Annotated in this window: 23 protein-coding genes; 14 read left to right on the top strand and 9 right to left on the bottom strand. The window is 67.0% G+C overall.

Annotated elements, in window-relative coordinates; genetic code table 11:
• Positions 1-3 precede the first annotated feature (3 nt).
• Positions 4-1,932: a 1-deoxy-D-xylulose-5-phosphate synthase gene (dxs, locus tag ACRDNQ_RS08605; RefSeq protein WP_431828242.1), complete on the top strand. Its 1,929-nt coding sequence runs from the start codon at positions 4-6 to the stop codon at positions 1,930-1,932.
• On the opposite strand, the gene ACRDNQ_RS08610 is transcribed toward dxs, so the two are convergent.
• The gene (locus tag ACRDNQ_RS08610) at positions 1,929-2,795 is read right to left on the bottom strand and encodes an SDR family oxidoreductase (RefSeq protein WP_431829096.1); all 867 of its coding nucleotides are present in this window, start codon (positions 2,793-2,795) and stop codon (positions 1,929-1,931) included. The two genes, dxs and ACRDNQ_RS08610, sit on opposite strands and share 4 nt — an antisense overlap.
• Before the next feature lie 101 nt (positions 2,796-2,896).
• On the opposite strand from ACRDNQ_RS08610, the gene ade reads away from it, so the two are divergent.
• The 5 genes from ade to ACRDNQ_RS08635 all read left to right on the top strand — a co-directional run bounded on the left by ade (position 2,897) and on the right by ACRDNQ_RS08635 (position 8,010).
• A complete protein-coding gene (gene ade, locus ACRDNQ_RS08615) occupies positions 2,897-4,696 on the top strand; it encodes an adenine deaminase (RefSeq protein WP_431828243.1) in 1,800 nt (599 codons plus the stop codon).
• Positions 4,693-6,177 (top strand): AMP nucleosidase, encoded by a 1,485-nt coding sequence (locus ACRDNQ_RS08620; protein WP_431828244.1) that lies wholly within the window; start codon positions 4,693-4,695, stop codon positions 6,175-6,177. Before ade ends, ACRDNQ_RS08620 begins: the two co-directional genes overlap by 4 nt.
• Before the next feature lie 134 nt (positions 6,178-6,311).
• Positions 6,312-6,599: an HU family DNA-binding protein gene (locus ACRDNQ_RS08625; RefSeq protein WP_431828245.1), complete on the top strand. Its 288-nt coding sequence runs from the start codon at positions 6,312-6,314 to the stop codon at positions 6,597-6,599.
• Between the two features lie 77 nt (positions 6,600-6,676).
• Entirely contained in the window at positions 6,677-7,603 is a 927-nt protein-coding gene (locus ACRDNQ_RS08630) for a DMT family transporter (protein ID WP_431828246.1), read from the top strand.
• 170 nt (positions 7,604-7,773) lie between these two features.
• A complete protein-coding gene (locus ACRDNQ_RS08635) occupies positions 7,774-8,010 on the top strand; it encodes a hypothetical protein (protein WP_431828247.1) in 237 nt (78 codons plus the stop codon).
• Here ACRDNQ_RS08635 and ACRDNQ_RS08640 read toward each other — a convergent pair.
• Genes ACRDNQ_RS08640 through ACRDNQ_RS08650 form a run of 3 tightly spaced genes read right to left on the bottom strand, consistent with a single transcriptional unit; the run spans position 8,007 to position 11,576 of the window.
• Positions 8,007-8,756, bottom strand: coding sequence for a metallophosphoesterase family protein (locus tag ACRDNQ_RS08640; protein WP_431828248.1), 750 nt, complete (start codon positions 8,754-8,756; stop codon positions 8,007-8,009). The genes ACRDNQ_RS08635 and ACRDNQ_RS08640 overlap by 4 nt on opposite strands.
• A gap of 27 nt (positions 8,757-8,783) precedes the next feature.
• A complete protein-coding gene (serA, locus tag ACRDNQ_RS08645; protein ID WP_431828249.1) occupies positions 8,784-10,379 on the bottom strand; it encodes a phosphoglycerate dehydrogenase in 1,596 nt (531 codons plus the stop codon).
• A gap of 42 nt (positions 10,380-10,421) precedes the next feature.
• Positions 10,422-11,576 carry a phosphoserine transaminase gene (locus tag ACRDNQ_RS08650; protein WP_431828250.1) on the bottom strand — a complete coding sequence of 385 codons (1,155 nt, stop codon included), beginning with the start codon at positions 11,574-11,576 and terminating at the stop codon, positions 10,422-10,424.
• Positions 11,577-11,733: 157 nt separating this feature from the next.
• Between ACRDNQ_RS08650 and serB the strand changes: the two genes are divergently transcribed.
• Positions 11,734-12,612, top strand: coding sequence for a phosphoserine phosphatase SerB (gene serB / locus ACRDNQ_RS08655; RefSeq protein ID WP_431828251.1), 879 nt, complete (start codon positions 11,734-11,736; stop codon positions 12,610-12,612).
• Here the strand turns inward: serB and ACRDNQ_RS08660 are convergent.
• Positions 12,609-13,622 carry an asparaginase gene (locus ACRDNQ_RS08660; RefSeq protein ID WP_431828252.1) on the bottom strand — a complete coding sequence of 338 codons (1,014 nt, stop codon included), beginning with the start codon at positions 13,620-13,622 and terminating at the stop codon, positions 12,609-12,611. The two genes, serB and ACRDNQ_RS08660, sit on opposite strands and share 4 nt — an antisense overlap.
• Positions 13,623-13,789: 167 nt before the next feature.
• Between ACRDNQ_RS08660 and ACRDNQ_RS08665 the strand changes: the two genes are divergently transcribed.
• A complete protein-coding gene (locus tag ACRDNQ_RS08665) occupies positions 13,790-14,317 on the top strand; it encodes an invasion associated locus B family protein (RefSeq protein ID WP_431828253.1) in 528 nt (175 codons plus the stop codon).
• 91 nt (positions 14,318-14,408) lie between these two features.
• Entirely contained in the window at positions 14,409-15,602 is a 1,194-nt protein-coding gene (rlmN, locus tag ACRDNQ_RS08670) for a dual-specificity RNA methyltransferase RlmN (RefSeq protein WP_431828254.1), read from the top strand.
• 36 nt (positions 15,603-15,638) lie between these two features.
• Here the strand turns inward: rlmN and ACRDNQ_RS08675 are convergent, their stop codons facing one another.
• Positions 15,639-16,481: a hypothetical protein gene (locus ACRDNQ_RS08675; RefSeq protein WP_431828255.1), complete on the bottom strand. Its 843-nt coding sequence runs from the start codon at positions 16,479-16,481 to the stop codon at positions 15,639-15,641.
• Positions 16,482-16,693: 212 nt separating this feature from the next.
• Positions 16,694-17,536, bottom strand: a complete 843-nt coding sequence (locus ACRDNQ_RS08680; RefSeq protein WP_431828256.1) for an LOG family protein — start codon at positions 17,534-17,536, stop codon at positions 16,694-16,696.
• 95 nt (positions 17,537-17,631) lie between these two features.
• Here ACRDNQ_RS08680 and dapD point away from each other — a divergent pair, with 95 nt between their 5' ends.
• The 4 genes from dapD (at position 17,632) to ACRDNQ_RS08700 (ending at position 20,539) form a co-directional block, all read left to right on the top strand.
• The gene (dapD, locus tag ACRDNQ_RS08685; RefSeq protein ID WP_431828257.1) at positions 17,632-18,471 is read left to right on the top strand and encodes a 2,3,4,5-tetrahydropyridine-2,6-dicarboxylate N-succinyltransferase; all 840 of its coding nucleotides are present in this window, start codon (positions 17,632-17,634) and stop codon (positions 18,469-18,471) included.
• A 93-nt stretch (positions 18,472-18,564) separates the two neighbouring features.
• Positions 18,565-19,521, top strand: a complete 957-nt coding sequence (locus tag ACRDNQ_RS08690) for a hypothetical protein (protein WP_431828258.1) — start codon at positions 18,565-18,567, stop codon at positions 19,519-19,521.
• A gap of 41 nt (positions 19,522-19,562) precedes the next feature.
• Positions 19,563-19,886 (top strand): hypothetical protein, encoded by a 324-nt coding sequence (locus ACRDNQ_RS08695; protein WP_431828259.1) that lies wholly within the window; start codon positions 19,563-19,565, stop codon positions 19,884-19,886.
• Positions 19,886-20,539 (top strand): HAD hydrolase-like protein, encoded by a 654-nt coding sequence (locus ACRDNQ_RS08700; protein WP_431828260.1) that lies wholly within the window; start codon positions 19,886-19,888, stop codon positions 20,537-20,539. The genes ACRDNQ_RS08695 and ACRDNQ_RS08700 overlap by 1 nt, the downstream gene beginning before the upstream one ends.
• Here ACRDNQ_RS08700 and ACRDNQ_RS08705 read toward each other — a convergent pair.
• Entirely contained in the window at positions 20,525-22,072 is a 1,548-nt protein-coding gene (locus ACRDNQ_RS08705) for a Hint domain-containing protein (RefSeq protein ID WP_431828261.1), read from the bottom strand. The genes ACRDNQ_RS08700 and ACRDNQ_RS08705 overlap by 15 nt on opposite strands.
• Before the next feature lie 183 nt (positions 22,073-22,255).
• Between ACRDNQ_RS08705 and dapE the strand changes: the two genes are divergently transcribed.
• The gene (dapE, locus tag ACRDNQ_RS08710; protein WP_431828262.1) at positions 22,256-23,413 is read left to right on the top strand and encodes a succinyl-diaminopimelate desuccinylase; all 1,158 of its coding nucleotides are present in this window, start codon (positions 22,256-22,258) and stop codon (positions 23,411-23,413) included.
• Here dapE and ACRDNQ_RS08715 read toward each other — a convergent pair.
• Positions 23,410-24,543 (bottom strand): alkane 1-monooxygenase, encoded by a 1,134-nt coding sequence (locus ACRDNQ_RS08715; RefSeq protein ID WP_431828263.1) that lies wholly within the window; start codon positions 24,541-24,543, stop codon positions 23,410-23,412. The genes dapE and ACRDNQ_RS08715 overlap by 4 nt on opposite strands.
• Positions 24,544-24,575 lie beyond the last annotated feature (32 nt).

Below are 24,575 nucleotides of genomic sequence, written 5' to 3' on the forward strand. Positions count from 1 at the left end.
GGCATGTCCGACCGACCCAAGACCCCGATCCTTGACCGCGTGTCCACGCCCGCCGACATGAAACGGTTGAGCGACGCCGAGTTGCGCGCCCTGGCCGACGAGCTGCGTGCCGAGACGATCAGCGCGGTCAGCGTGACCGGCGGGCATCTGGGCGCGGGGCTTGGGGTCGTGGAACTGACCGTCGCGCTTCATGCCATCTTCGATGCGCCGCGCGACAAGATCATCTGGGACGTGGGCCACCAGTGCTATCCGCACAAGATCCTGACGGGGCGGCGCGACCGCATCCGCACGCTGCGCCAGAAGGACGGGCTGAGCGGGTTCACCAAGCGGTCCGAAAGCCCCTATGATCCCTTCGGGGCGGCGCATTCGTCGACCTCGATCTCGGCCGCTCTGGGTTTCGCGGCCGCCCGCGATCTGGGCGGCGTGCCCGAGCATGGGCTGGGCGACGCCATCGCGGTGATCGGCGACGGCGCGATGAGCGCGGGCATGGCCTATGAGGCGATGAACAACGCCGGCCACCTGAAGAAGCGCCTGATCGTGATCCTGAACGACAACGAGATGTCGATCGCCCCGCCCGTGGGGGCGATGTCGTCCTATCTGTCGCGGCTTTACGCCGGGGCGCCCTTCCAGGAGCTGAAGGCGGCGGCGAAGGGGGCGGTCAGCCTTCTGCCCGAGCCCTTCCAGGAGGGCGCGCGGCGGGCGAAGGATCTGCTGAAACATTCGGTGATCGGCGGAACCCTGTTCGAGGAGCTGGGCTTTTCCTATCTCGGGCCGATCGACGGCCACGACCTGGGCCAGCTTCTGCCTGTCCTGCGCACGGTCAAGGCGCGGGCCACGGGGCCGATCCTGATCCACGTCATCACCAGGAAGGGCAAGGGCTATGCCCCGGCCGAGGCGGCGCGCGACCGCGGCCACGGCGTGGCGAAGTTCGACGTGGTGACGGGCGAGCAGAAGAAGGCCCCATCCAATGCGCCGTCCTACACCAAGGTTTTCGCGCAGACCCTGATCGACGAGGCGTCACGCGACAGCCGGATCTGCGCCGTGACGGCAGCGATGCCGGACGGCACCGGCCTGAACCTTTTCGCCGAACGCTTCCCCGACCGGTGCTTCGACGTGGGCATCGCGGAACAGCACGCCGTGACCTTTTCGGCGGGGCTTGCGGCCGGGGGGCTTCGACCCTTTTGCGCGATCTATTCGACCTTCCTTCAGCGCGGATACGACCAGGTCGTGCATGACGTGGCGATCCAGCGTCTGCCGGTGCGCTTCGCGATCGACCGCGCCGGGCTGGTGGGTGCCGATGGCGCGACCCATGCCGGGGCCTTCGACATTGCCTTTCTTGCCAATCTGCCCGGCTTCACCGTGATGGCGGCGGCCGACGAGGCCGAACTGGTGCACATGGTCGCAACCGCCGCCGCCCATGACGACGGACCCATCGCGTTCCGCTTTCCGCGCGGCGAAGGCGTGGGTGTCGAGCTGCCGTCGCGGGGCGAGGTGCTGCCCATCGGCAAGGGGCGGATTATCACCGAAGGCAACCGCGTCGCGATCCTGTCCTTCGGCACCCGCCTGGCCGAGGTTCAGGCGGCTGCCGAGTCGCTCGCCCAGCGCGGGATCACGCCGACGATCGCGGATGCGCGTTTCGCCAAGCCGCTGGACCGCGGCCTGATCCTGCGTCTTGCCGCGGGACACGAGGCGCTGATCACGATCGAGGAGGGCGCGGTGGGCGGCTTCGGCAGCCATGTCGCGCAGCTTCTGTTCGAGGAAGGCGTGATGGATCACGGCCTGCGATTCCGGTCGATGGTCCTGCCCGATACCTTCATCGACCAGGCCAGCCCCGAGGACATGTATGCCATCGCCGGCATGAACGCCCCCGACATCGAGCGCAAGGTGCTCGAGGTGCTCGGCGTGGCCGATATCGCCAGCCGCCGGGCCTAAAGCCCCTCGTCCGCCTTCACCGCGCGAAGTCCGTCGCGGTAGGTCGGGTAGAGAAGCCGCACGCCCAGTTCGTACTTGATCCGGTCGTTCCGGACCTTTTTCGATTCGGCATAGAAACTGGCGGCCATCGGGCCAAGGTCGGCCGTCTCGAACGGCACTTCGGGCGGAAGCGGCATCCCGAGAAGTCGTGCCGCCTCGGCGATGACGTCCTGCGGCGGGGCAGGGTCGTCGTCGCAGACGTTGTAGGCGCGCACCGGGTTCGGGTGGGCGATCGAGGCCGCCAGAACCTGCGCGATGTCGTCGACGTGGATCCGGCTGAACACCTGTCCGGGTTTCACGATCCGCCGTGCGGTGCCGTTCCGGACCTTCTCGAAGGGGCCGCGTCCGGGGCCATAGATCCCGGCCAGGCGGAAGATATGCAGCGGCAGGCCGGTGTCCTGCGCCAGCGCGCGCCAGGCGGTTTCGGCCGACACCCGTCGGCGGCCGCGTTCGGTTGCGGGGTGAAGCGGGGTATCCTCGTCCACCCAGTCGCCGCCGTGGTCGCCGTAGACGCCGGTGGTCGACAGATAGCCCATCCACACGACGTGGCGGGCATGGGCGGCGATCGCCTCGCCCGCGGCGCGAAGCACGGGATCGCCGTCGGCGTCCGGCGCGGCCGAGACAAGAAGATGCGTCGCTGCCCGCAGCGCGGGCTCAAGCGGCGCCCCGGGCCAGATCAGAGGCTCGGCCCCCGTCGCGGCGATCTCGTCCGCCCTGTCGGGGGTGCGCGTCGTTCCGATCACGCGCCAGCCCTGCGCAAGAAGCCGCGCGGAAAGCGCGCGGGCCGAGTAGCCATGGCCGAAGGACAGAAGCGTGCCGGTCATGGGCAGGAGATAGCCCGCCCCGGCCCCGCGCGCCACATGAAGCTTTCGCGAAATCGCCGTCACGCCCTTGCGCACGCCCGCGACTTCGGAACAATTAGTGCATGTCGGAGACCGTCAGAACCTGGGCCGAAACGGCCCCCCGCCTTGTCGCCGTTGCGGCGGGCCGCGTTCCTGCGGATCTGGTGATCCGGGGCGCAAGCTGGGTGAACGTCCACTCGCGCGAGGTGCTTGCCCGCCACGACATCGCCATCGCCGAGGGGCGTTTCGCCTATTGCGGGCCCGACGCGGGACATTGCATCGGTCCGTCGACCGAAGTGGTCGAGGCCGATGGCCTTTTCGCCATCCCGGGCCTGTGCGACGGGCACATGCACATCGAGTCGGGCATGCTGACGCCCGCCGAGTTCGCCCGCGCCGTTATCCCGCACGGCACGACGACGATGTTCGTCGACCCGCACGAGATCGCGAACGTCCTTGGCCTGCGCGGTGTGCGGCTGATGCACGACGAGGCGCTGATGCAGCCGGTCAACATCTTCACCCAGATGCCGTCCTGCGCGCCGTCGGCCCCCGGCCTCGAGACGACGGGCTTCGCGATCACCGCCGCCGACGTCGCCGAGGCGATGACCTGGCCCGGCATCATCGGTCTGGGCGAGATGATGAACTTCCCCGGCGTCGTCGCGGGCGACGCGCAGATGCTGGCCGAGATCGCCGCGACCCAGGCCGCGGGCAAGACGGTGGGCGGGCACTATGCCTCGCCCGATCTTGGTACGGCCTTCCACGCCTATGCGGCGGGCGGGCCGGCGGACGATCACGAAGGCACCCAGGAAGCCGACGCCATCGCCCGCGTCCGTCAGGGCATGCGGGCGATGCTGCGGCTGGGGTCGGCTTGGTACGATGTCGAGGCGCAGATCACAGCGGTGACGCAGCGCGGCCTTGATCCGCGCAACTTCATCCTGTGCACGGACGACTGCCATTCCGGCACGCTGGTGCACGAGGGGCACATGAACCGCGTGGTGCGCCACGCCATCGCCTGCGGCTGCGATCCGCTGATCGCGCTTCAGATGGCGACGGTGAACACCGCGACGCACTTCGGCCTTGAGCGCGAGCTTGGGTCGATCGCGCCGGGGCGGCGGGCCGACGTGGTGCTGACCTCGGATCTGAAGACGCTGCCGATCCTTCAGGTCATCGCCCGCGGCCGGACCGTGGCGCTGAACGGCGAGATTCAGGTCGATTGTCCGCACCTTGACTGGCCGGCCGACACGCGCGCGACCGTGCACCTGGGCATGCCCAAGATCGAGACGGACTTCGAGATCCCCGCCCCAGAGGGGGCGAACACCGTCACGGCGAAGGTCATCGGGGTGGTCGAGAACCAGGCCCCGACGAAGGCGCTGACGGCGCGGCTTCCGGTCGTCGATGGCGTGGTCGAGGGCGACGGCGGCGTCTGTCAGATTGCGTTGGTCGAACGTCATCAGGGCACCGGCAAGGTGGTCAACGGCTTCGTGTCGGGCTTCGGGTATCAGGGACGGATGGCCATCGCCTCGACCGTGGCGCACGACAGCCACCACATGATCGTCGTCGGCACCAGCCGCGTCGACATGGCGGCGGCCGCGAACCGGCTGGCCAAGGTCGGCGGCGGCGTCACGGTCTGGAAGGACGGGCGCGAGATCGCGCTGGTCGAGCTTCCGGTGGCGGGCCTCATGTCCGACAGCCCAGCCGCCGAGGTCGCCGCCAAGGCGCAGGCAATGGTGCGGGCGATGGCCGACTGCGGCTGCACGCTGAACAACGCCTATATGCAACATTCGCTTCTGGCGCTGGTCGTCATCCCCGAGCTTCGGATTTCCGACCTTGGCCTTGTCGACGTCACGCGCTTCGAGCTGACCGATCTTTTCGAGGACAAGACATGAACGCCCCGGACACGTCGCTGCCGATCCTGACGCCGCCGGTGCCCGAGCCAGCGGAATTCACCGACGCCGCCGCGGCGGTTGCGCGCCTGCAAGAGCTTTATGGCGCGGCCACCGGGTTTCTGCGTGCCCGTTTCGGCGAGGTCCTGGCCAAGGGCATGCCCGGTGTGCGCTACCGCGCCTACTACCCCGAGATCCGGCTGACGACGTCAAGCTTCGCGGCCGTCGACAGCCGGCTGAGCTTCGGCCACGTCGCGCAGCCCGGGACCTATACGACCACGATCACCCGGCCGGACCTTTTCGAGAACTACCTGATCCAGCAGATCGGCCTTGTCATCGAGAACCACGGCGTTCCGGTCGTGATCGGCGCTTCGTCGACGCCGATGCCGGTACACTTCGCGATGGCGGGCGATGAAAGCGTGACGGTCCCGCACGAAGGCGCGCTGGACTATACGCTGCGCGACATCTTCGACGTGCCTGACCTGTCGACCACCCATGACGACATCGTCAACGGCTTCGGCTTCACCTATCCCGACGGCTCGCACCCGCTTGCGCCGTTCACGGCACAGCGTGTCGATTATTCCCTGGCGCGGCTCAGCCACTACACGGCGACGGCGGCGCATCATTTCCAGAACCATGTTCTGTTCACGAACTACCAGTTCTACGTGGACGAGTTCGAGGCCTATGCCCGCGCCGCACTGGCCGATCCCGACAGCGGCTATACCGCCTTCGTCGGGCCCGGCAACATCGAGATCACGGATCCCAAGGCGCCGCTTCCGCTGCCCACGAAGCTGCCCCAGATGCCCACCTATCACCTCAAGCGGCCGCGAGGGGCGGGCATCACGCTGGTCAACATCGGGGTCGGTCCGTCGAACGCGAAGACCGCAACCGACCATATCGCGGTGCTTCGGCCGCATGCCTGGCTGATGGTCGGGCACTGCGCGGGGCTGCGGAACTCGCAGCGGCTGGGCGATTATGTGCTGGCCCATGCCTATCTGCGCGAGGATCACGTTCTTGATGACGACCTGCCGGTCTGGGTGCCGATCCCGGCGCTGGCCGAGATCCAGATCGCGCTCGAGACGGCGGTGGCCAGCGTGTCGGATGTCGAAGGGTTCGACATCAAGCGGATCATGCGGACGGGGACCGTCGCGACCATCGACAACAGAAACTGGGAACTGCGCGACCAGTCGGGGCCGGTGCAGCGTCTGAGCCAGTCCCGCGCCATCGCGCTTGACATGGAAAGCGCCACGATCGCGGCCAACGGTTTCCGCTTCCGGGTGCCCTATGGCACCTTGCTGTGCGTCTCCGACAAGCCGCTGCATGGCGAGTTGAAGCTGCCCGGGATGGCGTCGGATTTCTACCGCACCCAGGTCACGCGGCACCTTCTGATCGGCATTCGGGCAATGGAGCGGCTGCGCGACATGCCACTTGAACGGATCCACTCGCGCAAGCTTCGATCCTTCGAAGAGACGGCTTTCCTCTAGGTCACAGGCGAAAATCGGCAAAAAACGCCGGATTTCCGCACGGGGAAGTCCACTAATTGTTGTATGAAGCCCCAATATCCAGTTAAAAAAGGCCACCGAGCCCACAAGCACAAGGGCCAACGAGGAGACAATACATGGCAAAACCGATGACCAAGACCCAGCTCGTCGCCGCTCTGGCCGAAGAAATGGGGTCGGACAAGAAGACCGCTGGCGCCGCGCTGGACGGGATCGTCGCGCTCATCACCAAGGAAGTCGGGGGCGGCGGTGCCGTGACGCTTCCGGGTGTCGGCAAGATCTACTGCCGCGAGCGTCCCGCGCGCATGGTCCGCAACCCCGCCACGGGCGAGCAGATCAAGAAGCCGGCGGACAAGGTCGTGAAGATGACCATCGCCAAGGCGCTGAAGGACAGCGTGAACGACTGATTGCACGGCGTCGTGCAAGCGGAATAGGGTCGCCGGGAGGCGGCCCTTCTGTTTTTTCGGACGGCGAGCGGATCTTCATGCGAACGAACCCATCCGGCGGGGGGCGCGACGGCGCCGGCCTGGACCTTGTCGCGCTGGGCATGGGCATGGCCTTCGCCCTGATGTGGTCGTCGGCCTTCACCTCTGCGCGGATCATCGTGGCCGACGCGCCGCCGCTGGCCTCGCTGTCGCTGCGGTTTCTCCTGTCGGGCGTGATCGGGATCGCCCTGGCCCTTGCCCTGGGCCAGAGCTGGCGCCTGACCCGTCAGCAATGGATCGCGACGCTGGTCTTCGGGCTGTGCCAGAACGCGCTTTATCTTGGGCTGAACTTCGTCGCCATGCAGACCGTCGAGGCCTCGCTTGCGTCGATCATCGCGTCGTCCCTGCCGCTTCTGGTGGGCCTTGCAAGCTGGCTGATTCTGGGCGAACGCCTGCGGCCGCTGGGCATTGCGGGGCTGGTCGCCGGCTTTCTGGGTGCAGCGCTGATCATGGGGACGCGGGTGAACGCGGGCGTCGACCTGATGGGCGTCGGGCTGTGCGGGGCGGGCGTGCTGGCGCTGACCTTCGCCACGCTTCTGCTGCGCGGCGCCTCGTCGGGGGGCAACGTCCTGATGATCGTGGGGCTTCAGATGCTGGTGGGCAGCGTCATCCTGGGCGTGGTCTCAGCCCTGACCGAAACCTGGCAGGTGACCTGGAGCGGCCGTCTTGTCGCGGCCTTCCTCTATACCACTTTCGTGCCCGGCCTGGCGGCGACCTGGATCTGGTTCACGCTGGTGAACCGCATCGGCGCGGTCCGGGCCGCGACGTTCCATTTCCTGAATCCATTCTTCGGCGTCGCCATCGCCGCGCTTGTTCTGGGCGAGTCACTGGGCCCTCTCGATCTGCTTGGGGTGGCGATCATCGGGGGCGGAATCCTGGCGGTGCAGGTCGCGCGGCGACCCCGCGAAGTCGTTGACGCCGACTGATGCCGTCCCTCGATCATCTTGCCCGGGCGCTGACCCGGCATAAGTGGAAGGGAATGGAGGACCCATGTCGCAAGCCCTGACGGACCTGATCTTCTGGATCGTCATCTTCATCGTCTTCTTCCTTGTCTTCCGCTGGCTGCAGCGGCGCCGGCGCAAGGACGACTGAACCGATGGCCGACGACCGCCACGGCAGCCGCTTCGGCCCGACGCGGGGCGAGCTGAAATTCCGCCTTGCGGTATCGGTCGCAGGCCTTGCGCTGATGGTCTTCGCGCTTTTCTATCGCGGCATCCCGACCGGGCCGGCCTTTGTCGAGGTCGTGGGCCTGGCCGGGCTGTTCTTCGGCGGCACGGCCATCTGGACGGCGCGGCGCCTTCTGCGGACCCCGCGCGACGGGACCGGCGACTAGCCGTATCCCGGCGGCGGTGGCAGGGCGACGCGCCCCTCGTCGGTCAGCACGAAGCAGTCGCGGCCTTCGAACACTGCCGCAGTCAGGCTGCGCCCGAACCCCGCGCCGGTATCAAGATCGATCCGGTTGCCATAGTGCTCGGGCGTCGCAACCGGTGTGTGGCCATGAACGACCAGTCTGCCGTGGTTGCGGTCATCCTCAAGAAAGGGGCTGCGGATCCAGATCAGGTCGTCCTCGACCTGATCGGGCAGGGGCACGCCAGGGCGAATACCAGCATGGACGAACAGCAACTGTGGCGTGACATGCATCAGGGGCAGGGCGTCGAGGAAGGCCAGGTGGTGCTCCGGCACCGCGTCGGCTGCGGCCGAGAAGGCGCCCTGTCGCGACGTCCAGCGCCGGGACCGCACCCCGTAGGAGGCAAGCGTTTCGGCACCGCCAAGTTTCGGGTCAAGCCAGGTGAGTTCGGGCCGCAGCCCGGGATCGCCCGTGGCGCCGAGGCGCACGAAGTTCACGAACATGCGGTCGTGATTGCCCTTGAGCACGATCCACGGCGCGCCCCCCAAGGTCCCGTCGATCAGAAGGTCGATGACCCCGCGGCTGTCGGGCCCGCGGTCGACAAGATCGCCCAGATGCACCACCGGCGCGCCCGGGTCGCGGACTGCCCTGCGGTCGGCCTCGATCCGGGCATGGGCAGCCCGAAGCATGTCGAGCTGCCCATGAATGTCGCCGATGGCGTAGATGCGCATCTTGCGCCCCTTGCAACTGGCCCCGCGTCAGGCCACCTCGAATTCCAGCGCGCGGACTTGCTGGAACAGCCCCGTCGACCGCAGCGCGTCCAGCACGGCATCGGGCACCGGATCGTCCACGTAAAGCAGCGCGATCGCATCCTTGCCCTTCTGCGATCGGCCAAGGGTGAAGTTGGCGATGTTGACGCCGTTCTTGCCCATGGTCTGGCCCAGCGCACCGATGATGCCCGGCACGTCCTCGTTCGTGGTATAGACCATGTGCTGGCCGATTTCGGCGTCGATCGTGATGCCCTTGATCTGGATGAAGCGCGGCTTGCCGTCCGAAAAGACCGTGCCCGCGATCGAGCGTTCGCGCGTGTCGGTCACCACGGTCAGCTTGATATAGGCGTCGAAGACGCCGGTCTGGTCCTGCGTCGTCGTCGAGATGTCGATGCCACGGTCCTTCGCGATGACCGGGGCCGACACCATGTTCACGTCGGGGTTCGACGCCTTCATGATCCCCGCGACGACCGCTGCGTTCAGCGCGTTTGTGTTCATCTCGCTGACCGCGCCGTCGTAAAGGATGTTGATGGCCTTCACCGGCTCGTCCGTGAGCTGGCCCACGAAGGCGCCCAGGTGCCCGGCCAGCTTTACCCAGGGACCCATGAGCTTTGCCTCTTCGGCGGTGACAGACGGCATGTTGAGCGCGTTCTGCACGGCGCCGGTCAGAAGGTAGTCGGCCATCTGCTCGGCCACCTGAAGGGCCACGTTCTCCTGCGCCTCGGTGGTCGAGGCGCCGAGATGCGGGGTCACGACCACGTTCGGCAGATTGAACAGGGGGCTGTCGGTCGCGGGCTCGACGGCGAAAACGTCGAAGGCGGCGCCCGCGACGTGGCCGGATTTCAACGCCTCGGCCAGCGCCGCCTCGTCGACCAGGCCGCCGCGTGCGCAGTTGATGATGCGCACGCCGGGCTTCAGCCTTGCGATCGCGTCTGCCGACAGGATGTTGCGCGTCTTTTCGGTCAGCGGCACGTGGAAGGTGATGAAGTCCGAGCGCGACAGCAACTCGTCCAGATCGACCTTGGTGACGCCCAGGTGATCGGCGCGTTCCTCGCTCAGGAAGGGATCGTAGGCGATCACCTTCATCTTCAGCCCCTGCGCGCGGTCGCAGACGATCGAGCCGATGTTGCCCGCGCCCACGACGCCCAGCGTCTTGTTGAAAAGCTCGACCCCCATGAAGCGGTTCTTCTCCCACAGACCGGCGTGGGTCGAGGCGTTGGCCTCGGGGATCTGGCGCGCGACCGCGAACATCATCGCGATGGCGTGCTCGGCGGTGGTGATCGAGTTGCCGAACGGCGTGTTCATGACGATCACGCCCTTCTTCGACGCCGCCGGAATGTCGACGTTGTCGACGCCGATCCCGGCGCGGCCGATGACCTTAAGGTTGGTCGCCGCCTCAAGCACCTTCGCGCTGACCTTGGTGGCCGAGCGGATCGCGAGGCCGTCGTACTGGCCGATCACCTCGAGCAGCTTGTCCTTGTCCTTGCCGACCGAGGGGTCAAAGGTCACGTCGATGCCGCGGTCGCGGAAGATCTGAACGGCGGTGTCCGACAGCTTGTCGGATACGAGAACTCTGGGCGCCATCTGGGGCTCCTGTGAAAAAGTGTCGTTCGTTGGGTCAGGCGGTCAGGCGGCGGCCTGGAGGGCGGCAAGCTCGGTCCGGTAGGCCCAGTCGATCCACGGCATCAGGGCCGCGATGTCGCCGGTCTCGACCGTCCCGCCGCACCAGATGCGCAGGCCCGGCGGTGCATCGCGATAGGCGCCGACGTCCAGGGCCACGCCTTCCGCCTCAAGCCGCTTCGCCACGGCCTTGGCGAAGGCCGCCCCGTCCGCGATGGACGGATCGGTGAAGCTGAGGCAGACGCTGGTCGTCGATCGCGTGGCCGGATCCTCGGCCAGAAAGCCGATCCAGTCGTTCGCGGCGACGAAGCGGTCGATCTCGGCGAAGTTGGCGTTGGCGCGGGCGATCAGGCCCGAAAGCCCGCCGACCGAGCGTGCCCAGTCCAGCGCGAAGAGGTAATCCTCGACCGCCAGCATCGAAGGCGTGTTGATCGTTTCGCCCGAGAAGATGCCCTCGATCAGCTTGCCGCCCTTCGTCAGGCGGAAGATCTTGGGCAGCGGCCAGGCCGGCGTGTAGCTTTCCAGACGTTCGACCGCGCGGGGGCTGAGAACGATCATGCCATGCGCAGCTTCACCGCCCAGAACCTTCTGCCAGGAGAAGGTCGTGACGTCGAGACGGTCCCACGGCAGGTCCATCGCGAAGGCGGCCGAGGTCGCGTCGCAGATCGTCAGACCGGCGCGATCGGCCGGAATCGTGACTGTTTCGGGAACCCGCACGCCCGAGGTGGTGCCGTTCCAGGTGAAGACCACGTCCTTGTCGAAATCGACCTGCGCGAAGTCGACGATCTGGCCGTAGGGGGCTTTCCGCACGGTCGCGTCGAGCTTGAGTTGCTTGACCGCGTCGGTCACCCAGCCTTCGCCGAAGCTTTCCCAGGCCAGCATTTCGACCGGGCGGGCGCCCAGCATCGTCCACATCGCCATTTCGACCGCGCCGGTGTCCGACGCGGGCACGATGCCCACGCGGTAGTCGTCGGGGATGCCCAGGATCTCGCGCGTGCCGTCGATGGCGGCCTTGAGCTTGGCCTTGCCCACAGCGGCACGGTGCGACCGCCCGAGGGGCGCATCGGCAAGCTTGTCCAGCGAAAATGTCGGGGGTTTGGCGCAGGGGCCGGAGGAGAACCGCGGATTGACCGGCCGCGATGCCGGGTAGGTCGTGCTCATATCTGATATCCTTACAGATATACGCCCCTCGTTGGGGAGGGGTGTCCCACCGCCGCAGATACGCCGCGCCCGGCCCTTTCGCAAGCGGGAAAACGCGGCTATTTGCCGGTGCGGGCGCGACAGAGGCGCCCGCCGTTCACTATCGGAAACGCGCCCCATGCATGTCGTCACGCTTTTGACCTCGCCCGCCGCACCGACGCTGGAACCGGCCTTGGTGGACAGCCTGCGCAACGCCTGGGGCGGAGGGGCGGCACAGTGGCTTGCCCCCGACGAGGCGGCCGAGTTTCCCGTGGCCCTTCGCCCGGCCAACCTGTGGGAGGTCTGGGCCGAGTTGCAGCAACTGCGCATCGATCTTGTCATCCAGCCTGCCGAACGTCGCAGGAAGCGGGCGCTTTTGGCCGATATGGACAGCACCATGATCGGGCAGGAATGCATCGACGAACTGGCCGACATGGCAGGCGTGGGCGACCGCGTGAAGGACATCACGGCCCGCGCGATGAACGGCGAGCTTGATTTCGAAGGGGCGCTGCGGGAACGGGTTGCCCTGCTCAAAGGCCTCGATTCCGCCGTGATAGAGACTGTCCTGCGCGAGCGGATCACCTTCACCCCGGGTGGGCGTGAACTGATCGCGACGATGAAGGCCGCCGGCGCACGGGCCGTGCTGGTGTCGGGTGGCTTCACCGCCTTCACCGCGCATGTGGCCGAAGCGCTGGGCTTCGACGAGCATCGCGCGAACACGCTGCTGGTCGATGGCCACCGTCTGAGCGGTCGCGTCGCCGAACCGATCCTTGGGCGCGAGGCGAAGGTCGCGGCCCTGCACGAAACGGCGGCGGCGCTGGGTGTCACCCCGGCCGATGTAATGGCGGTGGGCGACGGGGCGAACGACCTTGGCATGCTCAGGCTTGCAGGGGCGGGCGTCGCACTTCACGCCAAGCCCGTGGTCGCGGCCGAAGTGGACCGGCGGATCAACTTCGGCGACCTGACCGCGCTTCTGTATCTTCAGGGCTATGCGCGGGACGAATTCGTGCCGGCCTAGAGACGGCGCAGGTCTTTGGCGAAGGCCGGCGCGGTGGTGATCCGGCCGGCGTCGATTCCGCGACGGTTCAGGATCGGCGCATCCAACCGCTTCCGCGTCGCCGGGTGAAGCGGGTCGAGCACGCCAAACGCCACCAGGATCGCCGCAATGGCGCATTCTGCGGCACGCGTCGTCCCGTCCGCGATCTTCAGCGCCACGCCGATCCGGCGTTCCGGTATGATCGCCACGAACACGCCTTCGGCGCCCGTCTTGATCGCGGCGCGTCCGCCCATCGCGCGCATGAGGTCCGTGCAGGCGCGGCCTTCGCCGGCGATCAGGTCGGGATGGGCCACCATCGCCGCGATCAGGCGATGCCCGGCGCGGTCACGGGCGTCGCCGGTCCCGCGGGCGCCGGCAAGGCGCGCCATGGCGGTCGCCAAGCCCGCGACTGAAGTGGTGAAGTTCGGCGCCGAACAGCCGTCGATGGCCCAGCCGGGGCTGGGCGCGCCGGTCATGTCCTCGAAGGCGTCGCGGACCGCGACCTGAACCGGATGGTCGGCTTCGATGTACTCGGGTCCCGCCCCGAGGTGCCGGGCCAGCGTAAGAAAGCCCGTATGCTTGCCCGAGCAGTTGTTGTGCACCTGCCCCGGGGCATGCCCGCCGCAATAGCAGTGGCGATGTGCTTCGGGGTCTTCGGGCATCTGCGGACCGCAACGCAGGTCGGCCTCGGTCAATCCGAGCGCGCCAAGCCAGGCGGTCACCCGATCGGTATGGATCGCCGCCCCCGTGTGCGACGCGCAGGCCAGGGCCAGATTCTCGGTCGTCAGCCCCGCCGCATCGGCGGCCCCGCTTTCGACCAGCGGCAAGGCCTGCAACATCTTCGACGAAGATCGCGGCAGGACGATCGCGGCAGCGTCGCCCCAGGTGGCGAGCGGGCCGTCGTCCACATGCGCGATTACGACATGGCCGCGATGGCGCGACTCAAGGAAATCGCCGCGCCAGACGTCGCACAGGGGAACCGGATCAGACATGCGTGAGGACGCCTTTCCTTTAAGCGATTTTCCGCCGTTGGGGGTTTAACAGCAGCGCTTGAACGCGCTATTGTCGCCACAGAGTAGAAACATGCCGTGACACCGGCAAGCACCCGGAAGACAAAGGGGCGACGGGGTCGGGGCACGAGGCAAAGGCAGAACGCGACATGACATCTCTGACGCTCAAAGGCATCGGACTTGCCGTGGCGGTCCTCTGTGCGACCGGCGCGATGGCGCAGGAATCCACCAACCGCGTGGCCGCACAGACCGACTGGTCCGTCTTCACCGGCGACAGCCCCAAGGAATGCTGGGCGGTGAGCGCCCCCAAGGAAACCGTGAACACGCGCGACGGGCGAACCGTGTCGGTGCGGCGCGGCGACATCCTTCTGTTCGTGTCGTATCGCCCCGAGGCGAACGTGGTGGGCGAGGTGTCGTTCACCGGCGGCTATCCCTTTGCGGAAGGCTCGACCGTGACGCTCGAGATCGGGGAAAACAGCTTCGAGCTGTTCACCAACGGCGAATTCGCCTGGGGTGCGTCGGCCGGGGATGACGCGCGCATCGTCGCGGCGTTGAAGCGTGGCGCGCAGGCGGTTCTGACTGGGCGCTCGGCCCGGGGAACGCAGACGCGCGACACCTTCTCGCTCATGGGGGCGACCGCCATGATCGAGGACGCCGAGAAGCGCTGCGCCGGCTGATCCGATCCGGCGCCGCGGACCCGGGCGGATTGCCTTTGGCAAATGCCCGGCGATCGCCTATATCGGCGGATCGACAGAGGAGTCGGACCCGATGAGCGCGAACGCCCCGATCACCCAGGACGTGCTGACGATCCCCCGCAAGCTGCCCGCGGCCGCGGACGGACGGCAGAACCTTGTCGGCCTGACGCGCGAGGGTCTGCGCGAGGCATTGATTGCCGCCGGCACGCCCGAGAAACAGGCGAAGATGAGGGTGGGACAGATCTGGCAATGGATCTACCACTGGGGCGTGCGCGACTTCGACGCGATGACCAACCTGTCGAAGGACTGCCGCGCCCAGCTGGGACAGCGTTTCGTGATCGAGATCCCCGAGATCGTGTCACGCCAGGTCTCGGCCGACGGGACGCGCAAGTATCTGGTGCGGATCGCCGGGGGGCACGAGGTCGAGACGGTCTATATCCCCGAGGAAGACCGCGGGACGCTGTGCATCTCAAGCCAGGTGGGCTGCACGCTGACCTGTTCCTTCTGCCACACGGGCACCCAAAAGCTTGTGCGCAACCTGACCGCGGCGGAAATCGTCGGCCAGGTCATGGTCGCCCGCGACGACCTTGGCGAATGGCCCGAACCGGGCGTCGGCACGGGCGAGGCCGGGCCGCGGCTTCTGTCGAACATCGTTCTGATGGGCATGGGCGAGCCTCTGTACAACTTCGAGGCCGTGCGCGACGCGATGAAGATCGCCATGGACGGCGAAGGGATCGCCCTGTCGCGCCGCCGGATCACGCTGTCGACCAGCGGCGTCGTGCCCGAGATCGCGCGCACCGCCGAAGAGATCGGTTGCATGCTGGCGGTGTCCTTCCACGCCACCACGGACGACGTGCGCGACCGGCTTGTGCCGATCAACAAGAAGTGGCCCATCGCCGAGCTGCTTGACGCGCTGCGCGCCTATCCGAAGCTGTCGAACTCGGAACGGATCACCTTCGAATACGTGATGCTGAAGGGCGTGAACGACAGCGACGAGGATGCCCGGCGGCTTGTCAGGCTGATCAGCGGCATTCCCGCCAAGATCAACCTGATCCCCTTCAACGAGTGGCCCGGCGCCCCCTATGAGCGGTCGGATTGGGCGCGGATCGAGGCTTTTGCCGATATCGTCTACAAGGCCGGCTATGCCTCGCCGATCCGGACTCCGCGGGGCGAGGATATCATGGCGGCTTGCGGGCAGCTCAAGTCCGCGACCGAACGCGCCCGAAAGAGCCGCGCCCAGATCGAGGCCGAAGCCGGTCTGGGCTGACGCGGAAACGCGGGGCCCGAAGCCCCCGCGCACCTGTCACTTGCACTTCTGCTGACCCGGCGCGGTGGCCAGTCCCTTGCCCTTGCCGTTCGAATTCGACTTGCAGTCGTCGTCGGTACTGGCCTGAGCGTTGGGATCGGTGGCCGGATTGGTCGTGGTGCCGCTTCCCGAAGACACCGCGGCGGTGCCGCCTCCCGATCCGCCGGTGCCCGAAGCACCCGAACCGGAACTGGTCGTGACTGCCCCACCCTGGCTGGAGCCCGTGGACGAACTTCCGGTCGACGATCCGGTGGATGTCCCGCCCGAGGACCCGGTCGACCCGTTGTCCGAGGGCGCCCCCCCGGTGGACGACGTGCCGTTCCCGGTCGTGCCGGATGATGTCGTGCCGCTTCCCGTCGTGCTCGTCGACGACGTGCCGTTCCCGGACGAGCCGGTTGACGTCGTGCCGCTGTCCGCCATGCCGCTCTGGGCATTGCCGTACTGCGCCGAGCCGCCCTGTCCACCCGAGCCCGACCCGCCCTGATAGGCACCGCCCGAGGCGCCGCCTGACCCGCTGCCCGCCGCGCTGTCCGACCCGCTGTCGGTCCATCCCGCGCTTGGGGCTTGGTCATAGGTCACGTTGTCATCACCGTGGGCGGTCGCATCCTTCTTTGTCTTCGTCGTCGCATCGGACATGTCGACGCGGCCCTCGATGGCCTCGGCGGTGTCCTGCGCCACATCCATCGTGCCCTGCCAGACGCTGAACGCCGCGGCGAGCGCAAGCGACACCGCGACCGCACAGGCCATCACCCAGTCGACCGTGATCGCGCCGTCGGTGTCCCGGACGAAGGCCCTGGTGCGCGCCCCGGCCCGAAGTCCGGTTGCGGGGGGGCAGGTCATCCGGCGACCTCCCCGTGCGGTGCTTGGATATCTCATCATCACTCGAACCTTCCGCCGCGGGGCGCCGTCCTGGCCCTCCACACGGTCCTTTCAATGGTTAATGTCGTCCGCATCCTCTGCGGCTTCAGATACATTCATACGGATGAAAGGCGGCAGAAGTCGGAAGAAATAGAAACGAAAGCAGGCCTTCTTGTGGGCAAAGTCTTAACGATTCAGTGGCCGGGCACCCGCGTTCGCTTCGACCAGTCGCTCCAGCCGTCGATGATTTCGACAGCCTCTTCCGCGCTTTCGACATAGCGGAAAAGCTCAAGGTCCTCGCGCGCGATGGTGCCGGCATCGGCAAGCGCGGACCAGTCGATCAGCCGTTCCCAGAACTCGCGCCCGAAAAGCAGCACCGGAACCTGCCGCATCCGGCCGGTCTGGATCAGGGTCAGCGACTCGAACAGTTCATCCAGTGTGCCGAAGCCGCCGGGAAAGAACACCATGGCCTTCGCCCGCATGAGGAAATGCATCTTGCGGATGGCGAAGTAGTGGAAGTTGAAGCACAGGTCGGGCGTCACGTATTCGTTCGGCACCTGTTCGTGCGGCAACACCACGTTCAGCCCGATCGAGACGCCGCCGGCGTCGGCCGCCCCGCGGTTTCCCGCCTCCATCACACCGGGTCCGCCCCCGGTGACGATGACCCCTTCGCGATGGCCGTTGCGGGCCGACCGTTCCGTCATCAGCCGGGCGAAGCGGCGCGCCTCGTCATAGTATTTCGACAACTCGGCCAGCATCGGCGTCTTCGCCGTGTCCTTTCGGGCGGGTTCGGGGATGCGGGCCCCGCCGAACAGGACGATGGTCGAATCGATGCCGTATTCGGTCATCATCATCTCGGGCTTCAGAAGCTCAAGTTGAAGCCGCACCGGGCGCAGTTCGTCCCGGCACAGGAAGTCGGGGTCGTCGTAGGCAAGGCGATAGGCGGGCGATCGCGTTTGCGGCGTGTCAGGAACGACATGAACGGATTTCGCGTCTTCCTGCGCGTCGGGAAACGGTCTGTCGCGGTCGTCCATCATGCTGGTCTGTCCCTTTCGGTTGGATTGCGCCCCGTGCCGGCAGACACTATAGGCCGGGGAACCGCGTGTTTCAGTTGAATCAGAGGAAGCCGCCCGTGTCCAACAGCGTATCCAACAGCCAGCTTGAAGCCGCCATTGAAGCCGCATGGGAGGCGCGCGACCAGATCAGCCCCGCGACCACGGGCCAGACCCGCGACGCCATCGAACAGACGCTGGACGCGCTTGACCGCGGACGCCTGCGTGTGGCCGAGCGCCAGGAGGACGGACGCTGGCACGTCAACCAGTGGGCCAAGAAGGCCGTGCTTCTGGGGTTCCGGCTGCAGGACATGGAAAAGCAGTCGGGCGGCCCGCAGGGCGGCGACTGGTGGGACAAGGTCGATTCGAAGTTCAAGGGCTGGAAGAAGAAGGACTGGAAGGAAGCCGGCTTCCGCGCCGTTCCGACCTGCGTCGTGCGCCGGTCGGCCTATATCGCGCCCGGTGTCGTCCTGATGCCGTCCTTCGTGAACCTCGGCGCCTATGTGGACAGCGGCACCATGGTCGACACCTGGGCCACGGTCGGATCCTGTGCCCAGATCGGCAAGAACGTGCACCTGTCGGGCGGCGTAGGCATCGGCGGCGTGCTCGAGCCGATGCAGGCCGGCCCGACGATCATCGAGGACAACTGCTTCATCGGCGCGCGCTCCGAGGTCGTCGAGGGCGTGATCGTGCGCGAGGGGTCGGTCCTTGGCATGGGCGTCTTCATCGGCCAGTCGACCAAGATCGTCGACCGCGCCACGGGCGAAGTCATGTATGGTGAGGTTCCGCCCTATTCCGTGGTCGTGGCGGGGTCGATGCCGTCCACCGGCGGCGTCCACCTTTACTGCGCGGTGATCGTCAAGCGCGTGGACGAGAAGACCAGGTCGAAAACCGGGATCAACGAACTTCTGCGCGACTGAACAGACTGTTTCGGGATTCGTGCCTAACCGACCCTGAATCGTCTGGTCCGACACCCTGCAGGCCGCGTAGCCTTGCGGCGTTCGGTGAGTGTCATGAGTTTCGCGGTCGGTTTTCGCCCCCTTCAGGCCAGCCATGATCTGGTCCATCTGGCCAGGCAGGCCCCGCTGTCCACCTTGCGGCGGATCGCGGCCGGCGTGCCGACGGCCGATATGGCGCAGGACGACGCGTTGCGTGCCTTGGCCGCCCTTGTCCACCAGGACCGGTGTCGCCTGGTCGCGGGTCGCACGCTTCCCTTGCATGAAACGCTGCTTCTTGCCGCGACCCTTCCTGACGAGGATTTCGAGGCCTTCGTCCTGGCCACAATGATCCTGCTTGCCGACCGGCTTCAGGGCGGCGCCGGGCCAGATGACCTTTACTGGCACTGGGACGCCAATGCCGAACACTATCTGACCGCCGGCCCGGTCGAGAGGGCCGCTGTCCTTCGCGGCTTTCACGGGCTGGCCGAAGCCGGGCGTCTTCCCGCGGGAAGCATCCATCTGCAGGCCACAAGCGGGGTCGATCTTGGCCGCGTGCGGCCGGACCTGCGCGCAATCGCCGAAGGCGCGCCCGATAACGTGCTGTCCGCGATCGCAGCCGCCGACTATGGCGACCGCGCGGCTGAGCACCTGTCCGCCCTGCGCGACGTGATCGCTGCGCAAGGGTCGGTCCTGTTGCCGGGGCAGGCGTGGACGCCCTCCGAGGTGCTGGAACTCGCCTCCCACGATCCGGCGCATCCGGGCCATCTTGTGGCGACGGTGGTGCTGCTTGTCACGGCCCTGTCGCGGGGCGACGAGCAGGGCTGGTTCTCGTACAGGTGGGAACAGCAGGCTCTTGCCTACGAACGTCTGGAGCCGGCCGCCCGCTGGGCCGTCCTTTCGGGGATCCGCCATCTTTATGAAACCGACCCGGCCTTCCAGCCCTATCCGCAGGCGCTGTTCGACCCGACCGATCACCGGGCACGGCTTATCCCACTGCTGACGATCGCCGACCGGCCTCACGCGTCGCGATGAGGGCTTGCCGGGGGCGCCGATCTCTGAAACCTCTGGCGCCCATGACGAAACCGAAGAAAGCACCCGAGGTCTTTACGCTGCTTGTGCAGCTTGGCCGCAAGGCGGGCGACGGTCTGCCGGACAGGGCGACCGGGGCGGCGATGATCTGCTATGCCGCCGGCGTCGACGAGGCCGAGGCCGTGCGCGAGACCGTCGCAGTTCTGAAGGCGGCCGATCTTGCCCCGCTGGAGGTCAGCGGCTACGGCACGCTTGCCGAACGCGAAGCGCTGGGCCACGACATCCCCGACGAGGAACGGGCCCTGATGGACCGCGCGCTGGCCGAAAACGCCGTGATCGTGGCGCAGGTCTCGCCCGATTTCGACTGATGGCGGCGATCTTCCTTGATCTCGACGGCACGCTGACCGACCCCAAGCCCGGGATCACGGCGGCCGTGCGCCATGCCCTTCAGTCCCTCGGGTTGCACGCACCGTCGTCCGACGATCTTGCCTGGACCATCGGTCCGCCGCTGATCGACAGTTTCCGGCGGCTGGGCGCGTCCGACCCGCAGGCCGCGCTCGAACTTTACCGCGCCCATTACAACGCCGGCGGCCTTTACGACGCGACCGTGTTTCCAGGCATCCTGCCGTCCCTGTCCGCGATGCGCGACGCCGGGCACCGGCTTTACGTGGCGACCGCCAAGCCCCATGCCTATGCGCGCAAGATCACGGCGCATTTCGGCCTTGCCCCCTTCATGACCGCCGAATTCGGGCCCGAGCTTGACGGGACCCGCAACGACAAGGCCGAGCTTCTGGCCCATGCGCTGAATCTGACCGGCGAGGACCCCGGCGATGCCGTGATGGTCGGCGACCGCCACCATGACATCGACGCGGCGCGCGCCAACCGAATGGATGCGATCGCGGTTGCCTGGGGCTATGGGACAGGCGACGAGCATCGGCGGGCCCGCCTTCGGATCGACCGGCCCGAGGCGCTGGGCACGGCGGTGCTGGGCTTTCTCGCGCGCCGCTCAGGCGACCAGTAGCCGCGCCTCGAACGGGCGCAGGGCGGGCCGCGCGCTTGCGCCGTAGCCACCACCGGTGGCCGGGTCGAGATCGGGGAAAAGCGCGCAGATTTCCTCGACCGCGGCCTGATCGAAACAGTGACGGGTCTGCGGTCCCAGCAGGAAGCTTTCCGACAGAAGCCCGTCGGTCGTGACGACCTGATGGCGATCGAAGAGAAGGTGGAAGTAATCCACCCATCCCCCTTCCACGACCTGCACGTCGCGGCCGTCGACAAGGTCGCGCGCGGCGACCAGCACTTCGCGCGTTCCGAACAGAAGTTCGGCGACGGACCCCTGGGCAAGCACCCTGTGCAGCGGCGACACCATCAGTGGCCGGGTGGCGCCCAGCACGCCGGCCCCGATGCGCACCGGCGCGAAACGCCCGGTCGCCGGGACGCGGCGATGTCCGATCCAGCGGATCGGGCGGGGTCCCTCGTCGCGGGTCAGCACCATGTCGCCGACCGACAGATCCTCGACCGGCCGGGGACCGTGCGGGGTGTCAAGGCGCGTTCCCGCGGTAAAGCAGGGGATGGTCTGGATCGTGACGAACGCGCTGTCGCTGACCCCGGTCGACGTCTGCGCGGTGTAGGAAAACGATACCGTCTCAAGGTCGGAATCGGTCAGCACCTTGATCGTGCCGTCGGCGTTCACGGTGACCACCTGCCCCGTGGGAAGCGTGATCTGCTGGCCCGCCACGACGGGAAGGCCGTTGATATGCGTCAGCGTCAGGGTCGACCCGGACGGAGCGTCATCGTTGCCGAGGATGTCGAGCGTCTTTTCCTGGTTCACGAACATCGTGCGGCTGTCGTCGTTCGCGATAAAGGCCGTCTGCACCGACCCGGCCGCGATCAGCAGGTTCGAGTCGTAGGTATCGTCGCCGACATCGGCGATGCCGATCCGGATGGTGTTCGCCACGCCCGGATTGACCGACATCTTCAGCGTCAGGGTCGCGGTGAAGCCGTCCATCTCGGTGTTGTACTGGTCGGCGGTGTTGTCGAAGTAGAGCGAGGCGTTGTTTCCCGGGTTGATCGATCCGACCGAGCCGGAATCCGTGGCCACGCTCAGAGGCACCCGGACACCGTTGATTTCGACCACCACGATGTCGTTGTAGATCGACCCGACGAACTCGGGATACTCTTCGGATGCGAACAGGAACTGCATCGTGAGCGTATCGCCGGTCGGAATGAACGTGACGTTCAGGATCGAGGCGTCGAAGGTGTTTGCGCCAAGCACGTTCGACGGCCCGTTGTTGGCTGTCGTGGTGTTCGTTGCCGTGTTCGACTGGGTGGCGTTCACGGTCGTGAACGCCTGCGCTTGTCCTGTCGAAAGGATCACGCCGGTGTTCGAGGGGGTCGCCGTCGGAGAGATCGCATCCCCGCCCGTATAGATCGCCGAGGCCCGCGCATCCCCGGTGTAGGTCGCCGACACGATTGTCACGCCAGAGCCAAAGATGGTCTGAGCCATCTGCAGCGCCGTGGCGGCGGTGTTGTAGTTCAGTTCGACGCCTGCGACCATTGCCCTGCTCCTGCGACCTTCGCGGTGTCTCGATACGCTTGCACCACATTATGCGTTCTGCGGGGTTTCTTGGCCAAGGACTTCGACGTCTCCGCAGAACGGATCGGCGCGGCGTGGCCGCGCGGACTCATCCCCGGCGCGGGGGCGATTGCGGCGGCGGGGCCGGCGCGCTATCGAGGGGACATGTCCCCGACCGATCCCGTCGATCCCCTTGATCTGACCGCCCGTCTCATCCGCTGCCCGTCGGTCACGCCCGCCGACGCCGGCGCCCTGGCCGAGGTTCGGGCCGTGCTCGACGCGGCCGGGTTCGCCTGCACGCGCGTCGACCGGAACGGGACGCCCAACCTCTTCGCCCGCTGGGGCGCGAAGGGTCACCCGCGCACCTTCGGCTTCAACGGTCACACCGATGTCGTGCCCGTGGGCGACCCCGGGGACTGGCGCCACGATCCCTTCGGCGCCGAGATCGCCCAGGGCGCGATCTGGGGCCGTGGGGCCGCCGATATGAAGTCGGGCGTGGCCGCCTTCGTGGCCGCAGCGGCAGATTTCGTTCGTTCCACGCCGCCCGATGGGGCCGTGATCGTGACGATCACCGGCGACGAGGAAGGCGATGCGCAGGACGGCACGGTCGCGATTCTCGACTGGATGGCCACCCATGGCGAGGCGATGTCGGTCTGCCTTGTGGGTGAGCCGACCTGCCCCGAGCGCATGGGCGACACGATGAAGATCGGCCGGCGGGGGTCGATGACCGCTTTTCTCGTCGCGACCGGGGTCCAGGGCCATTCCGCCTATCCGCACCGGGCGAAAAACCCGGTTCACGCGCTTTCGCGCCTTGTAGACCGTCTGGCAACTCACGCGCTGGATGGCGGCACCGCGCATTTCGACCCGTCGACGCTGGCGGTCGTGACGTTCGACACCGGCAATCCGGCAACGAACGTCATTCCCGCGACCTGCCGCGCCACGGTGAACATCCGCTTCAACGACGCGCATACCTCGGCAAGCCTGACCGGTTGGCTGCGCACCGAAGCCAGCAGGGTCGAGGCGGAAACCGGCGTCACCATTGCGCTTGACGTGAAGGTGTCGGGCGAAAGCTTCCTGACGCCACCGGGGCCGCTCAGCGATCTGGTCGCGGATGCGGTCGCGGCCGAAACCGGCCTTCGGCCTGCGCTTTCGACCTCGGGCGGCACGTCGGACGCCCGCTTCGTCAAGGACCACTGCCCCGTGGTCGAGTTCGGCCTTGTCGGCCAGACCATGCACAAGGTCGACGAACATGTCGCCGTCGACCACATCCACCAGCTCAAGGCGATCTACGGGCGAATCCTGCGCGACTATTTCTCGGGCTAGCGCGGCATCGGGGTCTCACCCCGGATGTAGGGTGTCCAGTCGGTGACTTCAGGGTAGAAGGTCCGCCGCCATTCCCGGATGCGCGGGTGCATGACCTTTCGCCACAGCGGCGGGATCAGCGCGATGATCCCCATCAACGGATAGCCGTACGGCAATTGCGGCGCCTCGGTGGCGTCGTAGGTCTGAAGAAGCGGATAGCGCCGGTCGGGCTTGTAGTGGTGGTCGGAGTGGCGCTGAAGGTTGATCAGAAGCCAGTTCGATGCCCTGTGCGCGGCATTCCAGGAGTGGCGTGGGCGGACATGTTCGTATTTCCCGTCGCCCAGATGCTTTCGGGTCAGCCCGTAGTGTTCGATATAGTTGATCAGCTCAAGCTGCCAGACGCCCACACAGGCCTGAAGCACGAACAGCCCAAGCCCCGCCCAGCCGCCGACGATGACTGCAAGCGAAAGCATGGCAAGCTGCAGCGTGGCGTAACGCCAGAAGGGATTCGAGCGGTCCCACCACGGCAGGCCCTTGCGCGCCAGAAGCGCCGTCTCGGCAGCCCAGGCCGACCGATAGCCTTCGGGCAGCACGCGCAGGAAGAAGCGGTGGAACCCTTCGCCGAAGCGGGCCGTCACCGTGTCGCGCGGCGTGCCGACATACCGGTGGTGGACAAGCAGATGCTCGGACCGGAAGTGCCCGTAAAGCGACATGGCCATCAGGATGTCGCCAAGCCAGCGTTCAAGCCGCGTCTTCTGGTGCATCAGTTCGTGCGCATAGACGATCCCGACCGCCCCGTTCACGACGCCGAGTCCGATGAAAAGGGCGATCCGTTCCCACGTGGCCAGGGTTCCGGTCCAGGTGACCCAGGCCAGCGCGCCGAAAATCATCGCGAACTGGATCGGCGCCCAGATCAGCGTGATCGCGCGATACCACCGCAGGGCGTCGTCCGGCGTCTCGGGGTCGCGGTTCTGGGTGTTCAGCCCAAGAAAGTGGTCGAGAAAGGCGAACAGCCACCACGTCGCCACCGGAAGCAGAAAGACCGTCCAGCCGCCGTGCACCGCGCCGAGCGCCGCAAGCGGAACAAGGCCAAGCGAAAGCCAGAAGGGCAAGGCCTGTCCAATGCGCGGGATCTGGACGGACGAGGTCATCAAGGGGTCTCTGCGGGTCTTTCCTGGTGCCG

The organism is Saliniferula longa, from assembly GCF_050789285.1.
GTDB lineage: Bacteria > Pseudomonadota > Alphaproteobacteria > Rhodobacterales > Rhodobacteraceae > CAVPWP01.

What these genes read in the sequence shown, in the direction of transcription:
- dxs (WP_431828242.1), top strand. Translation starts at nt 4, where the DNA reads ATGTCCGACCGACCCAAGACCCCGATCCTTGACCGCGTGTCCACGCCC.
- ACRDNQ_RS08610 (WP_431829096.1), bottom strand. Translation starts at nt 2,795, where the DNA reads ATGACCGGCACGCTTCTGTCCTTCGGCCATGGCTACTCGGCCCGCGCG.
- ade (WP_431828243.1), top strand. Translation starts at nt 2,897, where the DNA reads ATGTCGGAGACCGTCAGAACCTGGGCCGAAACGGCCCCCCGCCTTGTC.
- ACRDNQ_RS08620 (WP_431828244.1), top strand. Translation starts at nt 4,693, where the DNA reads ATGAACGCCCCGGACACGTCGCTGCCGATCCTGACGCCGCCGGTGCCC.
- ACRDNQ_RS08625 (WP_431828245.1), top strand. Translation starts at nt 6,312, where the DNA reads ATGGCAAAACCGATGACCAAGACCCAGCTCGTCGCCGCTCTGGCCGAA.
- ACRDNQ_RS08630 (WP_431828246.1), top strand. Translation starts at nt 6,677, where the DNA reads ATGCGAACGAACCCATCCGGCGGGGGGCGCGACGGCGCCGGCCTGGAC.
- ACRDNQ_RS08635 (WP_431828247.1), top strand. Translation starts at nt 7,774, where the DNA reads ATGGCCGACGACCGCCACGGCAGCCGCTTCGGCCCGACGCGGGGCGAG.
- ACRDNQ_RS08640 (WP_431828248.1), bottom strand. Translation starts at nt 8,756, where the DNA reads ATGCGCATCTACGCCATCGGCGACATTCATGGGCAGCTCGACATGCTT.
- serA (WP_431828249.1), bottom strand. Translation starts at nt 10,379, where the DNA reads ATGGCGCCCAGAGTTCTCGTATCCGACAAGCTGTCGGACACCGCCGTT.
- ACRDNQ_RS08650 (WP_431828250.1), bottom strand. Translation starts at nt 11,576, where the DNA reads ATGAGCACGACCTACCCGGCATCGCGGCCGGTCAATCCGCGGTTCTCC.
- serB (WP_431828251.1), top strand. Translation starts at nt 11,734, where the DNA reads ATGCATGTCGTCACGCTTTTGACCTCGCCCGCCGCACCGACGCTGGAA.
- ACRDNQ_RS08660 (WP_431828252.1), bottom strand. Translation starts at nt 13,622, where the DNA reads ATGTCTGATCCGGTTCCCCTGTGCGACGTCTGGCGCGGCGATTTCCTT.
- ACRDNQ_RS08665 (WP_431828253.1), top strand. Translation starts at nt 13,790, where the DNA reads ATGACATCTCTGACGCTCAAAGGCATCGGACTTGCCGTGGCGGTCCTC.
- rlmN (WP_431828254.1), top strand. Translation starts at nt 14,409, where the DNA reads ATGAGCGCGAACGCCCCGATCACCCAGGACGTGCTGACGATCCCCCGC.
- ACRDNQ_RS08675 (WP_431828255.1), bottom strand. Translation starts at nt 16,481, where the DNA reads ATGACCTGCCCCCCCGCAACCGGACTTCGGGCCGGGGCGCGCACCAGG.
- ACRDNQ_RS08680 (WP_431828256.1), bottom strand. Translation starts at nt 17,536, where the DNA reads ATGATGGACGACCGCGACAGACCGTTTCCCGACGCGCAGGAAGACGCG.
- ACRDNQ_RS08690 (WP_431828258.1), top strand. Translation starts at nt 18,565, where the DNA reads ATGAGTTTCGCGGTCGGTTTTCGCCCCCTTCAGGCCAGCCATGATCTG.
- ACRDNQ_RS08695 (WP_431828259.1), top strand. Translation starts at nt 19,563, where the DNA reads ATGACGAAACCGAAGAAAGCACCCGAGGTCTTTACGCTGCTTGTGCAG.
- ACRDNQ_RS08700 (WP_431828260.1), top strand. Translation starts at nt 19,886, where the DNA reads ATGGCGGCGATCTTCCTTGATCTCGACGGCACGCTGACCGACCCCAAG.
- ACRDNQ_RS08705 (WP_431828261.1), bottom strand. Translation starts at nt 22,072, where the DNA reads ATGGTCGCAGGCGTCGAACTGAACTACAACACCGCCGCCACGGCGCTG.
- dapE (WP_431828262.1), top strand. Translation starts at nt 22,256, where the DNA reads ATGTCCCCGACCGATCCCGTCGATCCCCTTGATCTGACCGCCCGTCTC.
- ACRDNQ_RS08715 (WP_431828263.1), bottom strand. Translation starts at nt 24,543, where the DNA reads ATGACCTCGTCCGTCCAGATCCCGCGCATTGGACAGGCCTTGCCCTTC.